Annotated in this window: 17 protein-coding genes; 12 read left to right on the top strand and 5 right to left on the bottom strand. The window is 64.9% G+C overall.

The features are described 5' to 3' along the window. Nucleotides 1-159: 159 nt before the first annotated feature. The 3 genes from CKO25_RS06600 to CKO25_RS06590 all read right to left on the bottom strand — a co-directional run bounded on the left by CKO25_RS06600 (nucleotide 160) and on the right by CKO25_RS06590 (nucleotide 1,662). The gene (locus CKO25_RS06600; RefSeq protein ID WP_200387136.1) at nucleotides 160-765 is read right to left on the bottom strand and encodes an HdeD family acid-resistance protein; all 606 of its coding nucleotides are present in this window, start codon (nucleotides 763-765) and stop codon (nucleotides 160-162) included. An 80-nt stretch (nucleotides 766-845) separates the two neighbouring features. Beyond that, a complete protein-coding gene (locus CKO25_RS21785) occupies nucleotides 846-1,271 on the bottom strand; it encodes an Hpt domain-containing protein (protein WP_200387135.1) in 426 nt (141 codons plus the stop codon). A gap of 1 nt (nucleotide 1,272) precedes the next feature. Beyond that, entirely contained in the window at nucleotides 1,273-1,662 is a 390-nt protein-coding gene (locus CKO25_RS06590; protein ID WP_200387310.1) for a DUF302 domain-containing protein, read from the bottom strand. 382 nt (nucleotides 1,663-2,044) lie between these two features. Between CKO25_RS06590 and CKO25_RS06585 the strand changes: the two genes are divergently transcribed. From CKO25_RS06585 to CKO25_RS06570, 4 genes are all read left to right on the top strand, one after another. After that, complete coding sequence (locus tag CKO25_RS06585; protein WP_200387134.1) at nucleotides 2,045-2,779, top strand: glutathione peroxidase; 735 nt, start codon at nucleotides 2,045-2,047, stop codon at nucleotides 2,777-2,779. A gap of 88 nt (nucleotides 2,780-2,867) precedes the next feature. Then, nucleotides 2,868-4,244 (top strand): glutathione-disulfide reductase, encoded by a 1,377-nt coding sequence (gene gorA / locus CKO25_RS06580; RefSeq protein WP_200387133.1) that lies wholly within the window; start codon nucleotides 2,868-2,870, stop codon nucleotides 4,242-4,244. 15 nt (nucleotides 4,245-4,259) lie between these two features. Further along, nucleotides 4,260-5,321, top strand: coding sequence for a tRNA dihydrouridine(20/20a) synthase DusA (dusA, locus tag CKO25_RS06575; RefSeq protein ID WP_200387132.1), 1,062 nt, complete (start codon nucleotides 4,260-4,262; stop codon nucleotides 5,319-5,321). Nucleotides 5,322-5,442: 121 nt separating this feature from the next. Continuing rightward, nucleotides 5,443-6,318: a DMT family transporter gene (locus tag CKO25_RS06570; protein WP_200387131.1), complete on the top strand. Its 876-nt coding sequence runs from the start codon at nucleotides 5,443-5,445 to the stop codon at nucleotides 6,316-6,318. 15 nt (nucleotides 6,319-6,333) lie between these two features. On the opposite strand, the gene CKO25_RS06565 is transcribed toward CKO25_RS06570, so the two are convergent. Continuing rightward, nucleotides 6,334-7,959: an AAA family ATPase gene (locus tag CKO25_RS06565; protein WP_200387130.1), complete on the bottom strand. Its 1,626-nt coding sequence runs from the start codon at nucleotides 7,957-7,959 to the stop codon at nucleotides 6,334-6,336. 291 nt (nucleotides 7,960-8,250) lie between these two features. On the opposite strand from CKO25_RS06565, the gene CKO25_RS06560 reads away from it, so the two are divergent. Beyond that, nucleotides 8,251-8,451 (top strand): YgaP family membrane protein, encoded by a 201-nt coding sequence (locus CKO25_RS06560; RefSeq protein WP_200387129.1) that lies wholly within the window; start codon nucleotides 8,251-8,253, stop codon nucleotides 8,449-8,451. Between the two features lie 146 nt (nucleotides 8,452-8,597). On the opposite strand, the gene rimO is transcribed toward CKO25_RS06560, so the two are convergent. Beyond that, nucleotides 8,598-9,914 (bottom strand): 30S ribosomal protein S12 methylthiotransferase RimO, encoded by a 1,317-nt coding sequence (rimO, locus tag CKO25_RS06555; RefSeq protein ID WP_200387128.1) that lies wholly within the window; start codon nucleotides 9,912-9,914, stop codon nucleotides 8,598-8,600. Nucleotides 9,915-9,997: 83 nt separating this feature from the next. On the opposite strand from rimO, the gene CKO25_RS06550 reads away from it, so the two are divergent. From CKO25_RS06550 to tsaD, 7 genes are all read left to right on the top strand, one after another. After that, the gene (locus CKO25_RS06550; protein WP_200387127.1) at nucleotides 9,998-10,609 is read left to right on the top strand and encodes a methyltransferase domain-containing protein; all 612 of its coding nucleotides are present in this window, start codon (nucleotides 9,998-10,000) and stop codon (nucleotides 10,607-10,609) included. A gap of 268 nt (nucleotides 10,610-10,877) precedes the next feature. After that, a complete protein-coding gene (locus CKO25_RS06545; protein WP_200387126.1) occupies nucleotides 10,878-11,015 on the top strand; it encodes a hypothetical protein in 138 nt (45 codons plus the stop codon). A 160-nt stretch (nucleotides 11,016-11,175) separates the two neighbouring features. After that, entirely contained in the window at nucleotides 11,176-11,949 is a 774-nt protein-coding gene (locus CKO25_RS06540; protein WP_200387125.1) for a ketopantoate reductase family protein, read from the top strand. Then, nucleotides 11,946-12,458 carry an FKBP-type peptidyl-prolyl cis-trans isomerase gene (locus CKO25_RS06535; RefSeq protein ID WP_242467463.1) on the top strand — a complete coding sequence of 171 codons (513 nt, stop codon included), beginning with the start codon at nucleotides 11,946-11,948 and terminating at the stop codon, nucleotides 12,456-12,458. Before CKO25_RS06540 ends, CKO25_RS06535 begins: the two co-directional genes overlap by 4 nt. A gap of 118 nt (nucleotides 12,459-12,576) precedes the next feature. Further along, entirely contained in the window at nucleotides 12,577-13,521 is a 945-nt protein-coding gene (gene ispH, locus CKO25_RS06530; protein WP_200387124.1) for a 4-hydroxy-3-methylbut-2-enyl diphosphate reductase, read from the top strand. Next, nucleotides 13,518-14,633, top strand: a complete 1,116-nt coding sequence (gene thiO, locus CKO25_RS06525) for a glycine oxidase ThiO (protein WP_242467462.1) — start codon at nucleotides 13,518-13,520, stop codon at nucleotides 14,631-14,633. The genes ispH and thiO overlap by 4 nt, the downstream gene beginning before the upstream one ends. Nucleotides 14,634-14,689: 56 nt before the next feature. Continuing rightward, entirely contained in the window at nucleotides 14,690-15,745 is a 1,056-nt protein-coding gene (gene tsaD, locus CKO25_RS06520; RefSeq protein WP_200387307.1) for a tRNA (adenosine(37)-N6)-threonylcarbamoyltransferase complex transferase subunit TsaD, read from the top strand. The last annotated feature ends 54 nt before the right edge of the window (nucleotides 15,746-15,799 follow it).

Genomic DNA, 15,799 nt, shown 5'->3' with positions numbered 1-15,799 from the left:
CGTTTATGAATCAGTGCGGAAAGCGGGCAAGTTCGGTAGACCTCGGCTCCACCACCCCCACCCAACATTCAGCAATCACCAGCGCCTCTCAGGCGATGAGATGCTGAATGTCGTGAATCCTCCGCGTGCAGAACGCCCCCCGGCTAGTGGCTCGATCGCTCAGGCCACCGCCTGACCACCCTGCAGACGATCCTTGCCGGCGGCGCGCGCGGCGAGCGCGATGAAGAGATAGGACCAGCCGTTGAAGATGAGCTCGATCGCGATGAAGAGTCCGATGATAAAGAGGCCTGACGCGGGCCATTGGGCCAGGATCAGGCCCCCGAGGATCAAGGAGACGAGCCCAGAGAGCAGCGGCCAGTACCAACCCTTGGCGGGCTTCACCTGAAAGGCCATGATGGCGCGCAGGATGCCCACGGTGATGAACATGATCCCGAGCAGCAAGGTCAGGGAGACCGCGGCCAAGGTTGGATGCAGGGTCATGTAGACACCGGCGGCCACGTAGAGTAGGGCGATCAACACATGCCAGGCGGTGCTTTTCCAGCCACTGCACTTGAGCGCGTCGAGCAATTGAAACACGCCGCCCACGATCAGCAGGGCGGCAAAGAAGACCATGGCAAGCTCGGTCAGCAAAAAGGTCATGCCCAGCCCCAAGGTTCCGAGCAGGATCGAGAAGAGCGCAAAGGCAAACAGCCAGCCCCAATTCTTCTCGAGATCCCCGAAGGGAGCGATGGTCGGTAGCGTCATGGTGTCGTTCGGATCGGCCATGGTAGCGGTCTCTCTTGTGGCGTTGAAAAATCAGGCTTGAGGATCCGGCGGCAGCGCGACGCCAGACTGCAGGCACGGGGTCAAGCCCCGAAGTGCGCGCCCAACTGGCGCTGCGTCTCCTGTAGGAGTCCCAACAGCTGGGGCATCGATTGGACGATGAAATTGAGGTCCCCGCCCCGCCCCGCCTGTTCGAATGACAGCGCACAAGCGCTCAGTCGACAGGCCCCAAAGGTGAGCGCACTGCCCTTGAGCGCATGCGCCTCTTTAGCGGCTTCCAAGGGATCGCCGGCCGCGATGGCCGCCTCCAGGCGCGTGCAGCGCCGCGCCGCCTCGCTCCCGAACAAGGTCAGGAGTTCGCGAACCGATTCGCGGCCCAGATCCGCCTCCAGACGAATCAAAACCGCGAGATCGAGCACCTCGCCGGGGTCCGGAGCAGGCAAGGGCCGGGACTCGTCGTCGGCCGGGGCAGCGCTCTGCCCCGCCGGATTCGCTGGTGTCGCCGTCACGCTAGTCCACCAGGCTGTCACGGACCTGCTCGAGCAGGCTCCGCACCTCGGTAGCCAGCGGCGTCACTCCGGCGTGATCGATCAAACCCAAGACGGTGACCGGGTCCATGAAGGAGACGAGGATGGTTCCGTCATCCTCTTCCCGCACCACGACATTACAGGGCAGCAAGAGCCCCACCTCGGGGTCGAGGTCGATCGCCTGGCGGGCAAAGTGAGGGTTGCAGGCCCCGAGGATCCGATAGGGCTTGCGCTCAACGCCTAACTTGGCCTGTAAGGTGGCTTGCACGTCGATATCACTCAGCACGCCAAACCCATTGTCCTTCAAGGCGAGCGTGACCCGCGCGATTGCTTCGTCGAAACGGGTTGAGAGCCGGACATTGAAACCATACATTTCGCATTCCTCTGGTGACTGTAAGGGATTAGGATGGGTGCTCACCTCATCCGGGATCTTGAAGTGCACGGAACTAGGTGCACGGCATCGGTCGCACGACACCTGTGCAAACGCTGCGACAGGCTCCAGTGACCGCTGTCATGGCGGATCGCCGCGGCGTTCCAGGGGGCCGCTGCCGCCCGCTGGCTGATGACGCTGATTGATCGGGGCAACCGATCGATGTAATACGAATAATCCAATTTCGTTATCAACCCGCACGCGCTAAGGTAGGCGCTGAGATGAGATCAGGGCTCGGAGCCATCGGATCCAGACCCCACCATGATCCTTGCAGTCGTGTATCGAGCTCAACCCGAACCTTAAACCAAACCAGGAGATGAACGCTATGTTAGAAGATCGCACTGGCAGCCGCATTCCGCAGGTGACCTTCCGCACCCGTCGTGGCCACGAATGGGTCGATGTCACCACCGACGAGCTGTTCGGCGGCAAGACCGTGGTGGTCTTCTCGCTGCCGGGCGCCTTTACGCCAACCTGCTCTTCCTCGCATGTGCCGCGCTACAACCAGCTGGTGCCGACCTTCAAGGCGCACGGGGTCGACGACGTCATCTGCATGTCGGTCAACGACACCTTCGTCATGAACGAGTGGAAGAAGGCCCAGCACGCGGACAATGTGACCTTCATCCCGGATGGCAATGGCGAATTCACCGCGGGCATGGGAATGCTGGTCGACAAGGATGATCTCGGCTTCGGCAAGCGTTCCTGGCGCTATTCCATGCTGGTGCGCGATGGGGTCGTCGAGAAGATGTTCATCGAGCCCGAGGTCGAGGGCGACCCCTATGGTGTCTCCGATGCCGACACCATGCTCGCTCATCTGGCACCCGGAACCGCCAAGCCGCTGGATATCACGGTGATGACCCGTGATGGTTGCCCCTTCTGCGCCAAGGCAAAGGAAGCCCTGCGCAATGCCGGTCTGGACTTCGAGGAACTGGTGCTGAACCGCGACTACACCGAGCAGACGCTGCGCGCGGTCGCGAACGCCGCGTCCGTTCCACAAGTCTTCATCAACGGCAAGCTGGTTGGTGGCTCCGATGATCTGGAGGCCTGGCTGAAGGCACGCTAAACAGCCTGACGCACGCGGGCAAACCGGCACTCGCCGGAGCGCCCGCGCCGCAACCGATCCGTTCGCTAGATTGAGGAGTCGAGGAATCATGAGCCAGCAGTTCGACCTGATCGCCATTGGTGGCGGTAGCGGAGGGCTTGCCGTTGCCGAAAAGGCCGCGCAGCTCGGGCGCCGTGTCGCGGTGGTGGAGTCTGGCCAACTCGGCGGGACCTGTGTCAATGCCGGCTGTGTCCCCAAAAAGGTCATGTGGTATGGCGCCAACCTCGCGAGCGCGGCCGCCGATGCCGCCGGATACGGCGTGCGCGTGCGGACCGACGGGATCGACTGGCCGACCTTGGTCGCTGGACGCAACCAGTATGTGGCCAACATCAACAGCTACTGGGACGGCTACGTCGAAGACCAGGGCATCACTCGAATTCAAGGCCAAGCGCAGTTCGTCGATGCCAAGACCATCGCCGTCGCGGGCCAACACTATAGTGCCGATCACATCGTTATCGCCACCGGCGGACGTCCCATCGTGCCCCGGATGCCAGGCGCGGAACTCGGGATCACCTCGGACGGTTTTTTTGCCCTCTCGGAGCAACCCAAGCGCGTTGCCATCATCGGTGGGGGCTATATTGGAGTCGAACTCGCGGGCGTGATGCGCGCCCTCGGAACCGAGATCACCATCGTCGCGCTCGAGGACCGCGTGCTCGCGCTCTTCGACCCCATGATCAGCGAGGTCCTGGCCGAGACCATGACCGCCGATGGGATGACCCTGCGGCTCGAATTCGAGGTCGCCGCCCTGGCGCAAGACTCCGATGGGCTCGCACTCGTCGCCCGCGACGGGGAACGTCTCGGTGGCTTCGACACCCTCCTGTGGGCCGTCGGTCGCGCGCCCAATACCCGCGATCTCAATCTCGAGGCCGCGGGCGTGACGGTCCAACCGAACGGTCTCATCCCGGTCGATGCCTACCAGAATACCAATGTCCCGGGGGTCTATGCCCTCGGTGACGTGACCGGCCGCGAGCCGCTCACGCCGGTCGCCATTGCCGCGGGGCGGCGTCTGGGCGAGCGTGTGTTCGGCGGGAAAGCCGATCTCAAGCTGGACTATGAGAACATCCCCACCGTGGTCTTCGCTCATCCGCCCATCGGCAAGGTCGGCTTGACCGAGCCCGAGGCCCGTGAGCGTTTCGGCGACACCCTGACCGTCTATGAGACCCGTTTCACGCCGATGCGCTACGCCCTCAACGCGCATGGCCCCAAGACCGCGATGAAATTGATCTGCACCGGCCCGGAGGAACGCGTCGTGGGGATCCATCTCATCGGTGATGGGGTCGACGAGATGCTGCAAGGCTTCGCGGTCGCGGTGAACATGGGCGCAACCAAGGCCGACTTCGATGCGACGGTCGCCATCCATCCCACCAGCGCCGAGGAGTTGGTCACGCTCAAGGTGCCGGTGCGCCGCCCGGGCGAGTCCACTTGATGCGCATGCGCCGGGATGACCCACCCGCACACCGCTGAATCATCCTGCCCGTCGGCGCGCGCGCGTGCCGGCGGGCGGGATGCGGGGCCCGATCGCCGCCTCGCGGTTGCCCCCATGCTCGACTGGACCGATCGGCACTGTCGTTATTTCCTGCGGCTGATCACCCGGCACACCCTGCTCTACACCGAGATGATCACCACGGGAGCCTTGATTCATGGTGGCCGTGATGGAGGCCGCGAGCGCTTCCTTGGGTTCGATCCCGCCGAACATCCGATCGCGCTCCAACTCGGTGGCTCCGACCCCAAGGAGATGGCGATCTGCGCCCGGATGGGTGCGGAACGCGGCTACGACGAGATCAACATCAATGTTGGCTGCCCATCGGATCGGGTTCAGAACGGGCGCTTCGGCGCCTGCCTGATGGCCGAACCGCGGGTCGTGGCCGACTGTCTCGCGGCCATGAAGGATGCCGTCACCATCCCGGTCACGGTCAAGAGTCGCATCGGCATCGATGAACTCGACAGCGAAGAGGCCCTGCTCGACTTCGTCTCCACCCTCGCCGAGGCCGGTTGCGACGCCTTCATCATCCATGCCCGCAAGGCCTGGCTCTCGGGCCTCAGTCCGCGCGAGAACCGCGACATCCCCCCGTTACGCTACGAGGTCGTCGAGCGCCTGAAGTCGAAGCGCCCCGACCTCGCCATCATCGTCAATGGCGGGATCACCTCCCTCGACGCGGTCCAGGATTTCCTGACCCGGCTCGATGGCACCATGATCGGCCGCGAGGCCTATCAGAATCCCTGGCTGCTCGCCACCGCCGATCGGGAGATCTTCGGCGATGACCACCCCATACCCAGCCGCCATGCGGTCCTCGAGGCCTTCCTGCCCTATGCCGAGCGCCAGCGCGCGGCCGGCGTGCCGCTGAGTGCCATGAGCCGACATCTCCTGGGTCTGTTTCAGGGTCAACCGGGCGCGCGGGCCTGGCGACGCCATCTGAGCGAAGAGGCACATCGCCCCGGTGCCGGGATCGGCGTCCTGACCGCCGTCTTGCCGCCCACCCCACGGACTCTCGTCCCCGGCTGAGCCCATCGCCACGGCGAACCGTGCGCGCGTGACGGGGCAGAGTCGGCGCACACCCGGGCACACGGCGGGCACAGCCCTTACCCACACGCCATCGGCTACCTTGCACCCGAGCACATCAGGTATGGACTGGGTCAGCCTCTCATTGCTCTGCGCCTTCAGCCTCGCCAGTGCCGACGCAGCCACCAAGGCCTGGCTGCAAGGTTTCGCGGCGCGCGAACTCGTGGTCGTGCGCTTTGGTGTGGTCGGACTCCTGATGGCGCCCCTGCTACTCGGCATGCCGCCCATCAAGTCGCTCGACCCCGCATTTTGGCTCTGGATCGCCGCCCTGATCCCACTGGAGATCGCCGCCATGCTCCTCTACATGGCGGCGATCCGTGATCATCCGCTCTCCCTCACGCTGCCCTATCTCGCCTTCACCCCGGTTCTGGTCATGCTGGTCGCTTGGCTGCTCCTGGGCGAGACGGTCACCGCCCGGGGGGCCGTGGGTATCCTCGCGGTGGTCGCCGGTGCCTGGCTGCTCAACTGCCAACAGGTGCGCCTGAACGATCGCCGCAGTTGGCTGCACCCCTTCCGAGCCATGCTCGCGGCACCCGGCTCGCGCATGATGCTCCTGGTGGCGGCCATCTATGCGGTGACCGCCACGCTCGGTAAGGGGGCGATGCGGTATTTGGAACCGGCGTATTTCGGGGCCTTCTACTTTGCCTTGCTGGGCCTCGCCGTTGGCGTCCTGATCGTCCTGCCCCGCCCGCGCATCCTGCTGAAGCTCGCAAGTCGCCCCGCCCCGGTGTTGCTGGTCGCCGCGCTGATGGCGGTCATGGTCTACACCCATTTTCTCGCCCTGCAAGAGGTCGAGGCGGCCTACATGATCGCCGTGAAACGCACCAGTCTGCTCTTTGGCATCCTCTATGGCGCCCTGTTGTTCCGTGAGCCTGGACTTGCCGCGCACCTGCCAGCTGGCCTGCTCATGGTTGGTGGCGTCACCCTGATCCTCGTGTGAACACATCGCTCCGGATCAGCCGTCAAGAGTGGGACCCGCTTTTTCACCCACACCCGCGGACGGGCGCTGTGCCGCACATCCGGCGAACGCCGACTCGATCCGTGCGAGCAGGGTCTCGAGCGGTATCGGGCGGCTCGTGTCGAGGTCGACCGCACAGTGCTGTTCCTCCGGCGTCAACGGCTCGCGTGCCATCCGCTGGCGCTCCAGCACCGTCAGGGTCGCGTCGGAAACGTCCTCACCCGCGGCCAGTCGGGCTTGAATGCGCTCGCGCAACACCTCCAGCGGCGCATCGAGCACAAGGATCGCGACCCGCACACCGAGCCGTTGCGCCAGGGCCCGAAACCGCGCGCGGCGCGATCGCTTGATGAAGGTCGCATCCACCAGCACATCGTAGCCGCTGCAGAGAATGGCGTCGGCCAGACGCAGGAGGCGTCCATAGGTCCAGTCGGTCGCGGCAGGGAAATAGACCCCCGCGTCAATCGGTGCCCTGCTGTGCGCCGCCTCCGCCACGCCGAACAGCCGTTTGCGCTCCATGTCCGAGCGCAGATGGATCAATGGCATCCGCTCGCGCAATTGTCGCGCCAGATAGCTCTTGCCAGATCCCGAGAGCCCGCAGGCCAATAACAGACGCGGCTGCCGGTGTTCGGTATAGGACTCGGCAAGCGCGAGATAGTCCAGGCAATCATGCCGGCTCGCCTGGGCATCAGCCGCTTCCAGACCGGCCTGTCCGAGACGAATCGCGCTGACTTTCGCCCGGACCAGCGCCCGATAGACCTTGTAGACATCCAGTACCTCAAGCGCCCCATAGTCACCACTGCGCTCCAGATAGCGGTTCAGGAAACGCCGCGCCAAGGCGAGCGCGCCCGAGTGCTCGATGTCCATGATCAGAAAAGCGATCTCGCTTGCGGTATCGATCCAGCGCAGCGCGGGACTGAATTCGAGCGCATCAAACAGCCGAATGGCACCATCGATCAGGACGATGTTTCCCCGGTGCGCATCGCCGTGGCACTCGCGGATATGACCGTGACGACGACGACGTTCGAGGACCGGACGCAGGGCCAACCACCGCGTGCGCGTCCACGCCTCCAAGCCATCGAGCCGAGGGGACTGATCCGCGAGCATGGGACGCTCGCGGATCTGGGTCAGGTTCTCGATCATCGGCTCCAGAACAGCCGCGGGTGTGCCATGGGACGAGGCCGGAACGGCGATCGGGATGCGCGCGTGGAAATCGGCCAGTTGCTCGGCCAAGGCATCCATGAGGCCCTCGCTCAGCGGTTGGTGGGTCAGCAACGCATCGCTCGCGAAGCGCACCATGTGCACCGCATACTCAAGCACCGGTCCCGACGCGCCGACCCGTGGGGCCGTCGGCGTCCCCGTGATGGGGACCACATCGAGATAGAGTTCGGGCGCGAGACGGCGATTCAGCCGCAATTCCTCCTCGCAGCACTGACGGCGGCGCGCGAGCGTGGAGAAATCCAGGAAACCGAGGTCCAGCGGCTTCTTGATCTTGTAGGCATGGTCCCCCGCGAGGAAGACATGCGAGATGTGGGTCTCGAGATGTTCGACCGGATCCGCCGGATGCGGGTAGGACTCCGGCCGCGTCAAGGCCCGCACCAAACGGGGAAAGTCATCGGCGTTCACGGCACGGCTCTCCTCGCGGTCCCGCGCCGAGCCGCGACGTCTTGTGATCGCGGGCGCGAGGTTAGTGGATAGTGGTTGGTGGGAATCAGCCGAGTGATCACGTGCGTTGAGTAGCCTAGCGCTTGCTCCGATGCCACCTGGTGCAACGCGGATCTAGCCTTGGATCGGTGCTGGAGATGCGAATCAATGGGCATCGGCTGGTTGAATGAAGTATAAGCGTTCTTTAATATCCTGCTGTTCCACTGTCCTTGTCCCATTCTGGTTCGGTTTTCCGACCCTCAGGAGCGTCACATGACCATCGATCGCATCGTCTTGGCCGTCGCCGGCACCTTTGTCTTGCTGTCCGCGTTGCTGGCCTATCTGTTCAGCCCGCTGTGGCTGTTGTTCACGGGCTTCGTCGGGCTGAACCTCCTGCAATCGGCCTTCACCGGCTTCTGCCCGCTCGCACTCATCCTGAAGAAGATGGGTAAGGAGAGCGGCGCAGCCTTCTAAGTGGGTCCGCTTGCGCGCAGCGCGCGAGCCTGCGCGCGCCCCTCAACTCCGGTTCCCTGCACACCACCCCGATCGCGACCGCGGCGCCCGCGGACATCCCCACCCTCAAGACTCGCGCACGCACGGTTCCGACCGCACGGATCGGCTCAGAGTGGATCGACGGGACGCGCCCACAGATCATGCTCGTCCGCAGCCACGACCTCGACCTCGATGAAATCGCCTGGATCCAGTTCCCAGGCCCCCTCGATGATCACCTGACCGTCGATTTCGGGCGCATCGGCCGCACTGCGGGCGACCACGGAGTCCTCTTCGACGGCGTCGACCAGCACCGTCAGGCGCTGTCCGATCCGCGCCTGCAGCTTGGCCCGACTGATCTCGGCCTGCACGGCCATGAAGCGGGCGACACGCTCCTGTTTGAGGGCATCGGGGACCGCATCCGGAAGGGCATTGGCCGCCGCGCCGTCCACCGCTGAATAGGGAAAACATCCGACTCGATCGAGTTGCGCCGCGCGCAGGAAGTCGAGCAAATCGTCGAAATCCGCCTCGCGCTCGCCGGGAAACCCCACGATGAAGGTGCTGCGAATGACCAACTCAGGACACTGCTCACGCCAACGCGCGAGTCGTTCGAGCACCTTCTCGGCGGCGGCGGGGCGCCCCATCGCCTTCAGGATGGTCGGGCTGCCGTGCTGCAACGGCAGATCCAAATAAGGCAGGATCAGTCCGTCCGCCATCAAGGGAATCACCGCATCGACCTGCGGATAGGGGTAGACATAGTGCAAGCGGATCCACGCCGGGAATTGTCCGAGCGCACGGGCCAGGCTCGTGAGATCCGTCTTCAGCGGCTGTCCCTTCCAGAAATCGAGCCGATAGCGCAGATCCAGGCCATAGGCACTGGTATCTTGCGAGATCACAAGCAACTCACGCACCCCCGAGGCGACCAAGCGTTCGGCCTCGCCGAGCACCTCGCCGAGGGGGCGGCTGACCAAATCACCACGCAGACTCGGGATGATGCAAAAGGTACAGCGGTGATTGCAGCCTTCGGAGATCTTCAGATAGGCATAGTGTCGGGGGGTCAGTTTGATCCCCTGCGGCGGCACCAGGCTCGTCCAGGGGTCATGCGGCGCGGGCAGCGCGGCATGCACGGCCGTCATGACCTCATCCAGGGCATGTGGACCCGTGACCGCCAACACCCCTGGATGAACCTCGCGGACCAACTCGGCCCGTGCGCCCAGACAACCCGTCACGATCACCTGGCCGTGCTCCCGCAGGGCCTCGCCGATGACCTCGAGCGACTCCTCGACCGCCTCCTCGATGAAGCCGCAGGTGTTGATGATGACCAGATCCGCATCGCGCTCCTCGATGGCGTACCCCTCCGCTCGCAGTTGGGTCAGGATCCGCTCCGAGTCCACGGTCGCCTTCGGGCAGCCGAGGCTGATAAAACCGATCTTGGGGATCTCGTGCATGGTTCAGGTCTCGTCGCGGCAAGGGGTGGACATGGCAGGCATCCGTGTCATTCTATACGGTGAATCCCCCGGATCGGCCACTCATGCCCTCCCACCTCCACGACCAACGACTCGACGCCGTCCTGCGCGCGGTGCGTGACTGCCGCCCCCGCACGCTGATCGACCTCGGCTGCGGCGAGGGCGATCTGCTGACACACCTGCTCGACCAACCGGGACTGGAGCGGATCATTGGCATCGACCATGCGCCCGCCGCGCTCGAGCAAGCGCGACTGCGGCTGCAGGCCCACCAGGACGAGGCGACGGGCACCCGCATCGAACTCGTCCTCGCCTCCATGACCGAACGCGATGTCGGTCCGCGCGGCGTCGACTGTGCCCTCTTGATTGAAACCATCGAGCACATCGCGCCCAACCAATTGTCCCGCGTCGAACAGGTCCTGTTCGACCACCTGCGCCCGACCCATATCATCATCACCACCCCCAATGCCGACTACAACGGCATTCTCGGTGTCCCACCGGAACGCTTCCGGCACCCCGGACATCGCTTCGAGTGGGGGCGTGCCAAGTTCCGCCAATGGAGCCAGGGCATTGCGCACCGTCATGGCTATGAGGTCGCCTGCACGGACATCGCCGGGCTGCACCCCCTCCATGGCGGAGCCAGTCAAATGGCCCGCTTCACGCGCCGCGCCCCGACCTAGGCCACACCGCACCCGACGCGGTGGAGTTAGCCTCACCGAGCCGCCGGTTCTAGGCAGTCGAGGGGGTGGAACTGGGCCATTCAACGCCCCAAAAGACCCGAAAATCATGATGCGTCACGCGTTTGCCGGTCGTGCGATACTCAGTATTGAATTGAATGAGGGTGGTCAACAGCGGCGGCACCGAGTCGGACTGACGTCCGCCCCACGATTCAGGGAGTTGGACTGAACGTCCGACCAGCCACGCATCCAGACACTTAGGCTGATTGACATGAGGGGATGTAAACTCTGCCGTTATAGCTCAGTGTGCAACGACCTGCCGGGGATCTGCATCCTGATGATCTATGCCACGATCGCGGTCGTGGTCGGGGTGCTCATTTTTTTGTTCATCACCCAAGAACTCCTTTGAACGCGGGTTGCGCGCCAGGAGATGACCCGCCAGGTGGCGTTCGTGGGCGTGGACGGATGGCCGTCTCCTGTTGCTTCCGACCCGCTGAGCACAGGGATTCCCGCCCCCCGAGGGAACGTTTGAGGAATAGGATTGCAATCTGCTTCGGAGAGATAGACCGATGAAATCACCCGTTGTCCTCGTCGGTGTCGGCGAGATGGGCGGCGTTTTCGCCCGCGGCCTGCTCAGACTGGGACACCCGGTCTTTCCCGTGGTGCGTGGTGCGTCGCTGAGCGCCGCCGCGGAGCAACTGCCCGAGCCACAGTTGGCCCTGATTGCGGTGGGCGAGGCGGATCTCGCCACCACCCTCGCCGCCATCCCCGCGACCTGGCGCGGCCGGCTCGGTCTGCTGCAGAACGAATTACTTCCGCGCGACTGGGACGGCTGCCCCGATCCGACCGTCATCTCGGTCTGGTTTGAAAAAAAACCCGGACGTGATCATCAAGTCATCATTCCCTCACCGACCTATGGCCCCCAAGCCGACCTGCTCATCGCGGCCCTCACCACGCTGGCAATCCCGGCACGCCGTCTTCCCGATGAGACCGCGCTCCTGTTCGAGTTGGTGTTAAAGAACCTCTACATCCTCACCACCAACATCGCGGGACTGCGCACGGGCGGGACCGTGGGGCAACTCTGGTCGACGCATCGCGCGCTGGCCGAACAGGTGGGCCACGAGGTCATCGACCTGCAGGAGGCCCTGACCGAGGCGCGGTTCGATCGCGACGCCCTCTTCGCTGGACTCGCCGTCGCCTTCGCCGGTGACCCCGAGCATGCCTGCATGGGCCGCAGCGCTCCAGCACGTCTCGCCCGCGCCATCCAGCACGGCGACGCCCTGGGACTGGCCCTGCCCCTGTTGCGCCGGATCGCCGCCGAACAGGGCGGCAACGCCCCATGAGCACGACGCCCACCCGTGCGCCACCGGATGCGCGCGCGCCAGCTGCGCGGCCCGAGGAGCACCAACCCGCGGATCAGTGTGGCGCGGGCATCGCCCCGGGTTGCTCGGTGAGCCTGCATTTGGAGGTGCGCTTCGAGGACGGCTTCGTCGCGCTCAGTACCCTCGGTGAGGAACCACTGGTCTGTCGGATCGGCGATGGCACCCTGACGCCCGCCTTCGAGGCGACCCTGCTTGGGCTCGAGCCGGGCAGTGAGACCCACATCATCGGCCATGGCTCGGAACTCTTCTCACCCTACGACGAGAGCAATGTCCACTGGCTCGCACGCGACGATTTTCCGTCACCAATCGAACCCAGGCCCGGCCTCGTCGTTGCCTTCGAGACCCCCGGCGGATACGAGACTGGGGGCGTGATCAAGAGGGTCGAGGGCGAACAGGTCGAGGTCGACTTCAATCACCCCTTTGCCGGGCACTCCTTGACCATCCGCGTGCAGGTGCTGTCGGTCACCTGAGTGGCGAAAGGAACCCCATGACAGGGGTGTCGGCGATCCCCACATCCCAGGCTTGGATACGTCATCACCGCGTTCCTAGAGACTGGATCGAATCAACCTCATCCCCTAAGCTCTTGCCATGAACATCGAACTTGCCAACCCACGTGGTTTCTGCGCGGGCGTCGACCGCGCCATCGAAATCGTCGAGCGCGTGCTCGAACTCCATGGCGCGCCCGTCTATGTGCGCCACGAGGTGGTGCACAACCGCTTTGTCGTCGATGGACTCAAGGCCCGGGGGGCCATTTTCATCGAGGACATCGCCGAGGTCCCGGATGGGGCCAACCTAATCTTTAGCGCGCATGGGGTCTCCCAGGCGGTCCGCAACGCGGCCGCGGGGCGCGACCTGCGGGTGTTCGATGCCACCTGCCCATTGGTCACCAAGGTCCATCTCGAGGTCGCCCGGCATTGCAAGAACGGCATCACGGTCGTCCTGATCGGACACGCCGGGCACCCCGAAGTGGAAGGCACCATGGGTCAGTGTTTGCAAGAGGGTGGCGCCATTCATCTGATCGAGACGGTCGCGGATGTCGCCAGCCTCGCGATCGCCGATCCCACCCGCCTTGCCTATGTCACCCAGACCACCCTCTCGGTGGACGAAACCCGCGACATCGTCGCGGCCTTGCAGGCACGCTTCCCCGCGATCCAGGGACCCAAAAAGAGCGACATCTGCTACGCCACCCAAAATCGCCAGGATGCCGTGCGCGCACTGGCCGAGCGCTGCGACCTGCTGCTTGTCGTCGGCTCGGCGAACAGCTCGAATTCGAACCGACTGCGTGAGTTGGCCGAACGAGAGGGCTGCGCCGCCTATCTGATCGATGGTCCAGCGGACATTCGCGATGATTGGCTCGCGGGCTCGCCCCGCATCGGTCTCACCGCCGGAGCCTCCGCGCCCGAGGTCCTGGTCGAGCAGGTGATCGCACACCTGAAACACCTCGGGGTCACCCAGGTCACCGAACAGGATGGCATCCGCGAACAGGTGGTGTTTCCGGTGCCGCGTGAGCTGGCGACGGAGTCCCCGACATGACGGAGACGATGGCGAACACGGGGCGCGCGAGCGACGTCATTGTCGTCGGCGGCGGCATCATTGGTCTCCTGACCGCTCGCGAGCTGGCCATCAGCGGTGCCGCCGTCACTCTGATCGAGATGGGCGCGACGGGGCAGGAATCATCCTGGGCCGGCGGCGGGATCGTCTCGCCACTCTACCCCTGGCGTGATCCGGAACCCATCACCGCGCTCGCGCGCTGGAGTCGCACCGCCTACCCCCGGCTCGCCGAGGCACTCATCGACGAGACCGGCCTCGACCCGGAATACACCGCGAGCGGCATGCTGGTGCTGGATCGCGAGGAGCAGCCCGCCGCGCACGCCTGGGCCGCGCGCCACGGCGAACCGATCGAGACACTCGCCGCCGCGCGTCTCCATGAACTCGAACCGCAACTCGGCAGCGAACTGACCGACGCCCTGCGGTTGCCCGAGATCGCGCAGATCCGCACCCCGCGCCTCGCCAAGGCGGTTCGCCGCTCGGTCGAGCCACGCATCAGGCTGCGTGAGCACGAAGAGGTCATGGATCTCGAGATCACCAGCGGACGGGTCACCGGGGTGCGAACCCGCTCCGGCACCGTCGCGGCCAGCGCGGTGGTCATCTGCGCCGGGGCCTGGACCGCACGGCTGCTCGCGCAACTCGGTCAGCCACCCGAGATCACGCCGGTGCGCGGGCAGATGATCCTCTTTCATGGCAAGCCGGGGCAGATCACCCACATCACGCTGTATCAGGATCGCTATCTGATCCCGCGTCGCGACGGACGGCTCCTCTTCGGCAGCACGATCGAGCACAGCGGCTTCGTCAAGGCCACCACCGCGGAGGTTCGCGAGGCCCTCTATCGTGCCGCCTTCGCGATGTTCCCGGTGCTGAAGCAGACCCCGATCGAAGAGCATTGGTCCGGGCTGCGCCCGAGTTCGCCGAGCGGGATCCCCTACATCGGCGCCCATCCCGAGGCCACGGGGCTCTTTATCAATGCCGGACATTTCCGCAATGGCCTGGTGACGGGTCCGGCCTCGGCCCGACTCGCCGCCGATCTGTTGCTGCAACGCCCGCCGATTCTCGATCCCACCCCCTACGCCCTGCAGGCCCAACGGTGAACACGCCCGAACCCCCAAACGAGCAAACCACCCCCGCCCCACCACCATCGCGGCCCATCCGCAGGGTGCTGGGTATCGAGACCTCGTGCGACGAAACCGGCATCGCCATCTACGATTGCACCCAGGGTCTGGTGGCCCAGGCGGTCTACAGCCAGGTGCCGATTCATGCCCAATACGGTGGCGTGGTCCCGGAGCTGGCCTCGCGCGATCATGTGCGCAAGACCCTACCGCTGATCCGTCAGGTGATGGAAGAGGCCGGCATCGAGCCCGGGGCGATCGATGGTGTCGCCTTCACCGCCGGTCCCGGACTCATGGGCGCGCTGCTCGTGGGGACGGCCCTTGGGCGCAGCCTCGCCTGGGCCTGGGGGGTTCCCTCCATCGGGGTCCACCACATGGAGGGACATCTGCTCGCGCCGCTGCTCGAGGAGCCCGCGCCCGCCTTCCCCTTCGTCGCGCTGCTGGTCTCGGGTGGACACACGCAACTGGTCGAGGTCCGCGGCATCGGGCGCTATCGCATCCTGGGTGAATCGCTCGACGACGCCGCGGGCGAGGCCTTCGACAAGACCGCCAAGATCCTCGATCTCCCCTACCCCGGCGGACCGGCCTTAGCCCAGCTCGCCGAGCGCGGAGACCCGACCCGGTTTCATTTTCCACGCCCCATGACGGACCGACCCGGGCTCGACTTCAGCTTCAGCGGTCTCAAAACCTTCGCCCTCAATACCGTGCGCGAGCAACTCGCTCAGCCCGCTGATCGCGACCAAACCCGTGCCGACATCGCGCGCGCCTTCGAAGACGCGGTCGTCGACACCCTCGTCATCAAGTGCCGACGCGCACTGAAAGAGACTGGTTTCCAGCGTCTCATCCTCGCCGGCGGCGTCAGCGCCAACCGCCGACTGCGCGCGCGCATGAACGAGGCGATCGCCGCCGACGGTGGCGAGACCTACTATCCGCGTCTCGCACTCTGCACCGACAACGGCGCCATGATCGCCTACGCCGGCTGGCATCGTCTGAACGCCGGACAGTGTGAGCCGCTTGGTTTCAAACCACGGGCACGCTGGCCGATGGAGAGCTTGGCGGTGGTGAGGGATGAGGGATTAGTGAATAGTGGTTAGTGAATAGTGGTGAGTGAATAGGGATTAGTGGTGAGCGCGATTCTCTGGACTCAA

It is taken from the genome of Thiocapsa imhoffii (assembly GCF_016583985.1).
Taxonomy (GTDB): Bacteria; Pseudomonadota; Gammaproteobacteria; order Chromatiales; family Chromatiaceae; genus Thiocapsa; species Thiocapsa imhoffii.
Note: the sequence above shows the minus strand (reverse complement) of the source record. Positions and strands in the feature narration are given on the sequence as shown.

Excerpts from the sequence above, each read along its gene's own strand:
- CKO25_RS06570 (WP_200387131.1), top strand. The coding sequence starts at position 5,443 with ATGGACTGGGTCAGCCTCTCATTGCTCTGCGCCTTCAGCCTCGCCAGT.
- rimO (WP_200387128.1), bottom strand. The coding sequence starts at position 9,914 with ATGCACGAGATCCCCAAGATCGGTTTTATCAGCCTCGGCTGCCCGAAG.
- CKO25_RS06585 (WP_200387134.1), top strand. The coding sequence starts at position 2,045 with ATGTTAGAAGATCGCACTGGCAGCCGCATTCCGCAGGTGACCTTCCGC.
- thiO (WP_242467462.1), top strand. The coding sequence starts at position 13,518 with ATGACGGAGACGATGGCGAACACGGGGCGCGCGAGCGACGTCATTGTC.
- ispH (WP_200387124.1), top strand. The coding sequence starts at position 12,577 with ATGAACATCGAACTTGCCAACCCACGTGGTTTCTGCGCGGGCGTCGAC.
- CKO25_RS06545 (WP_200387126.1), top strand. The coding sequence starts at position 10,878 with ATGAGGGGATGTAAACTCTGCCGTTATAGCTCAGTGTGCAACGACCTG.
- CKO25_RS06550 (WP_200387127.1), top strand. The coding sequence starts at position 9,998 with ATGCCCTCCCACCTCCACGACCAACGACTCGACGCCGTCCTGCGCGCG.
- CKO25_RS06560 (WP_200387129.1), top strand. The coding sequence starts at position 8,251 with ATGACCATCGATCGCATCGTCTTGGCCGTCGCCGGCACCTTTGTCTTG.
- CKO25_RS06600 (WP_200387136.1), bottom strand. The coding sequence starts at position 765 with ATGGCCGATCCGAACGACACCATGACGCTACCGACCATCGCTCCCTTC.
- dusA (WP_200387132.1), top strand. The coding sequence starts at position 4,260 with ATGACCCACCCGCACACCGCTGAATCATCCTGCCCGTCGGCGCGCGCG.
- CKO25_RS06535 (WP_242467463.1), top strand. The coding sequence starts at position 11,946 with ATGAGCACGACGCCCACCCGTGCGCCACCGGATGCGCGCGCGCCAGCT.
- gorA (WP_200387133.1), top strand. The coding sequence starts at position 2,868 with ATGAGCCAGCAGTTCGACCTGATCGCCATTGGTGGCGGTAGCGGAGGG.
- CKO25_RS06590 (WP_200387310.1), bottom strand. The coding sequence starts at position 1,662 with ATGTATGGTTTCAATGTCCGGCTCTCAACCCGTTTCGACGAAGCAATC.
- CKO25_RS06540 (WP_200387125.1), top strand. The coding sequence starts at position 11,176 with ATGAAATCACCCGTTGTCCTCGTCGGTGTCGGCGAGATGGGCGGCGTT.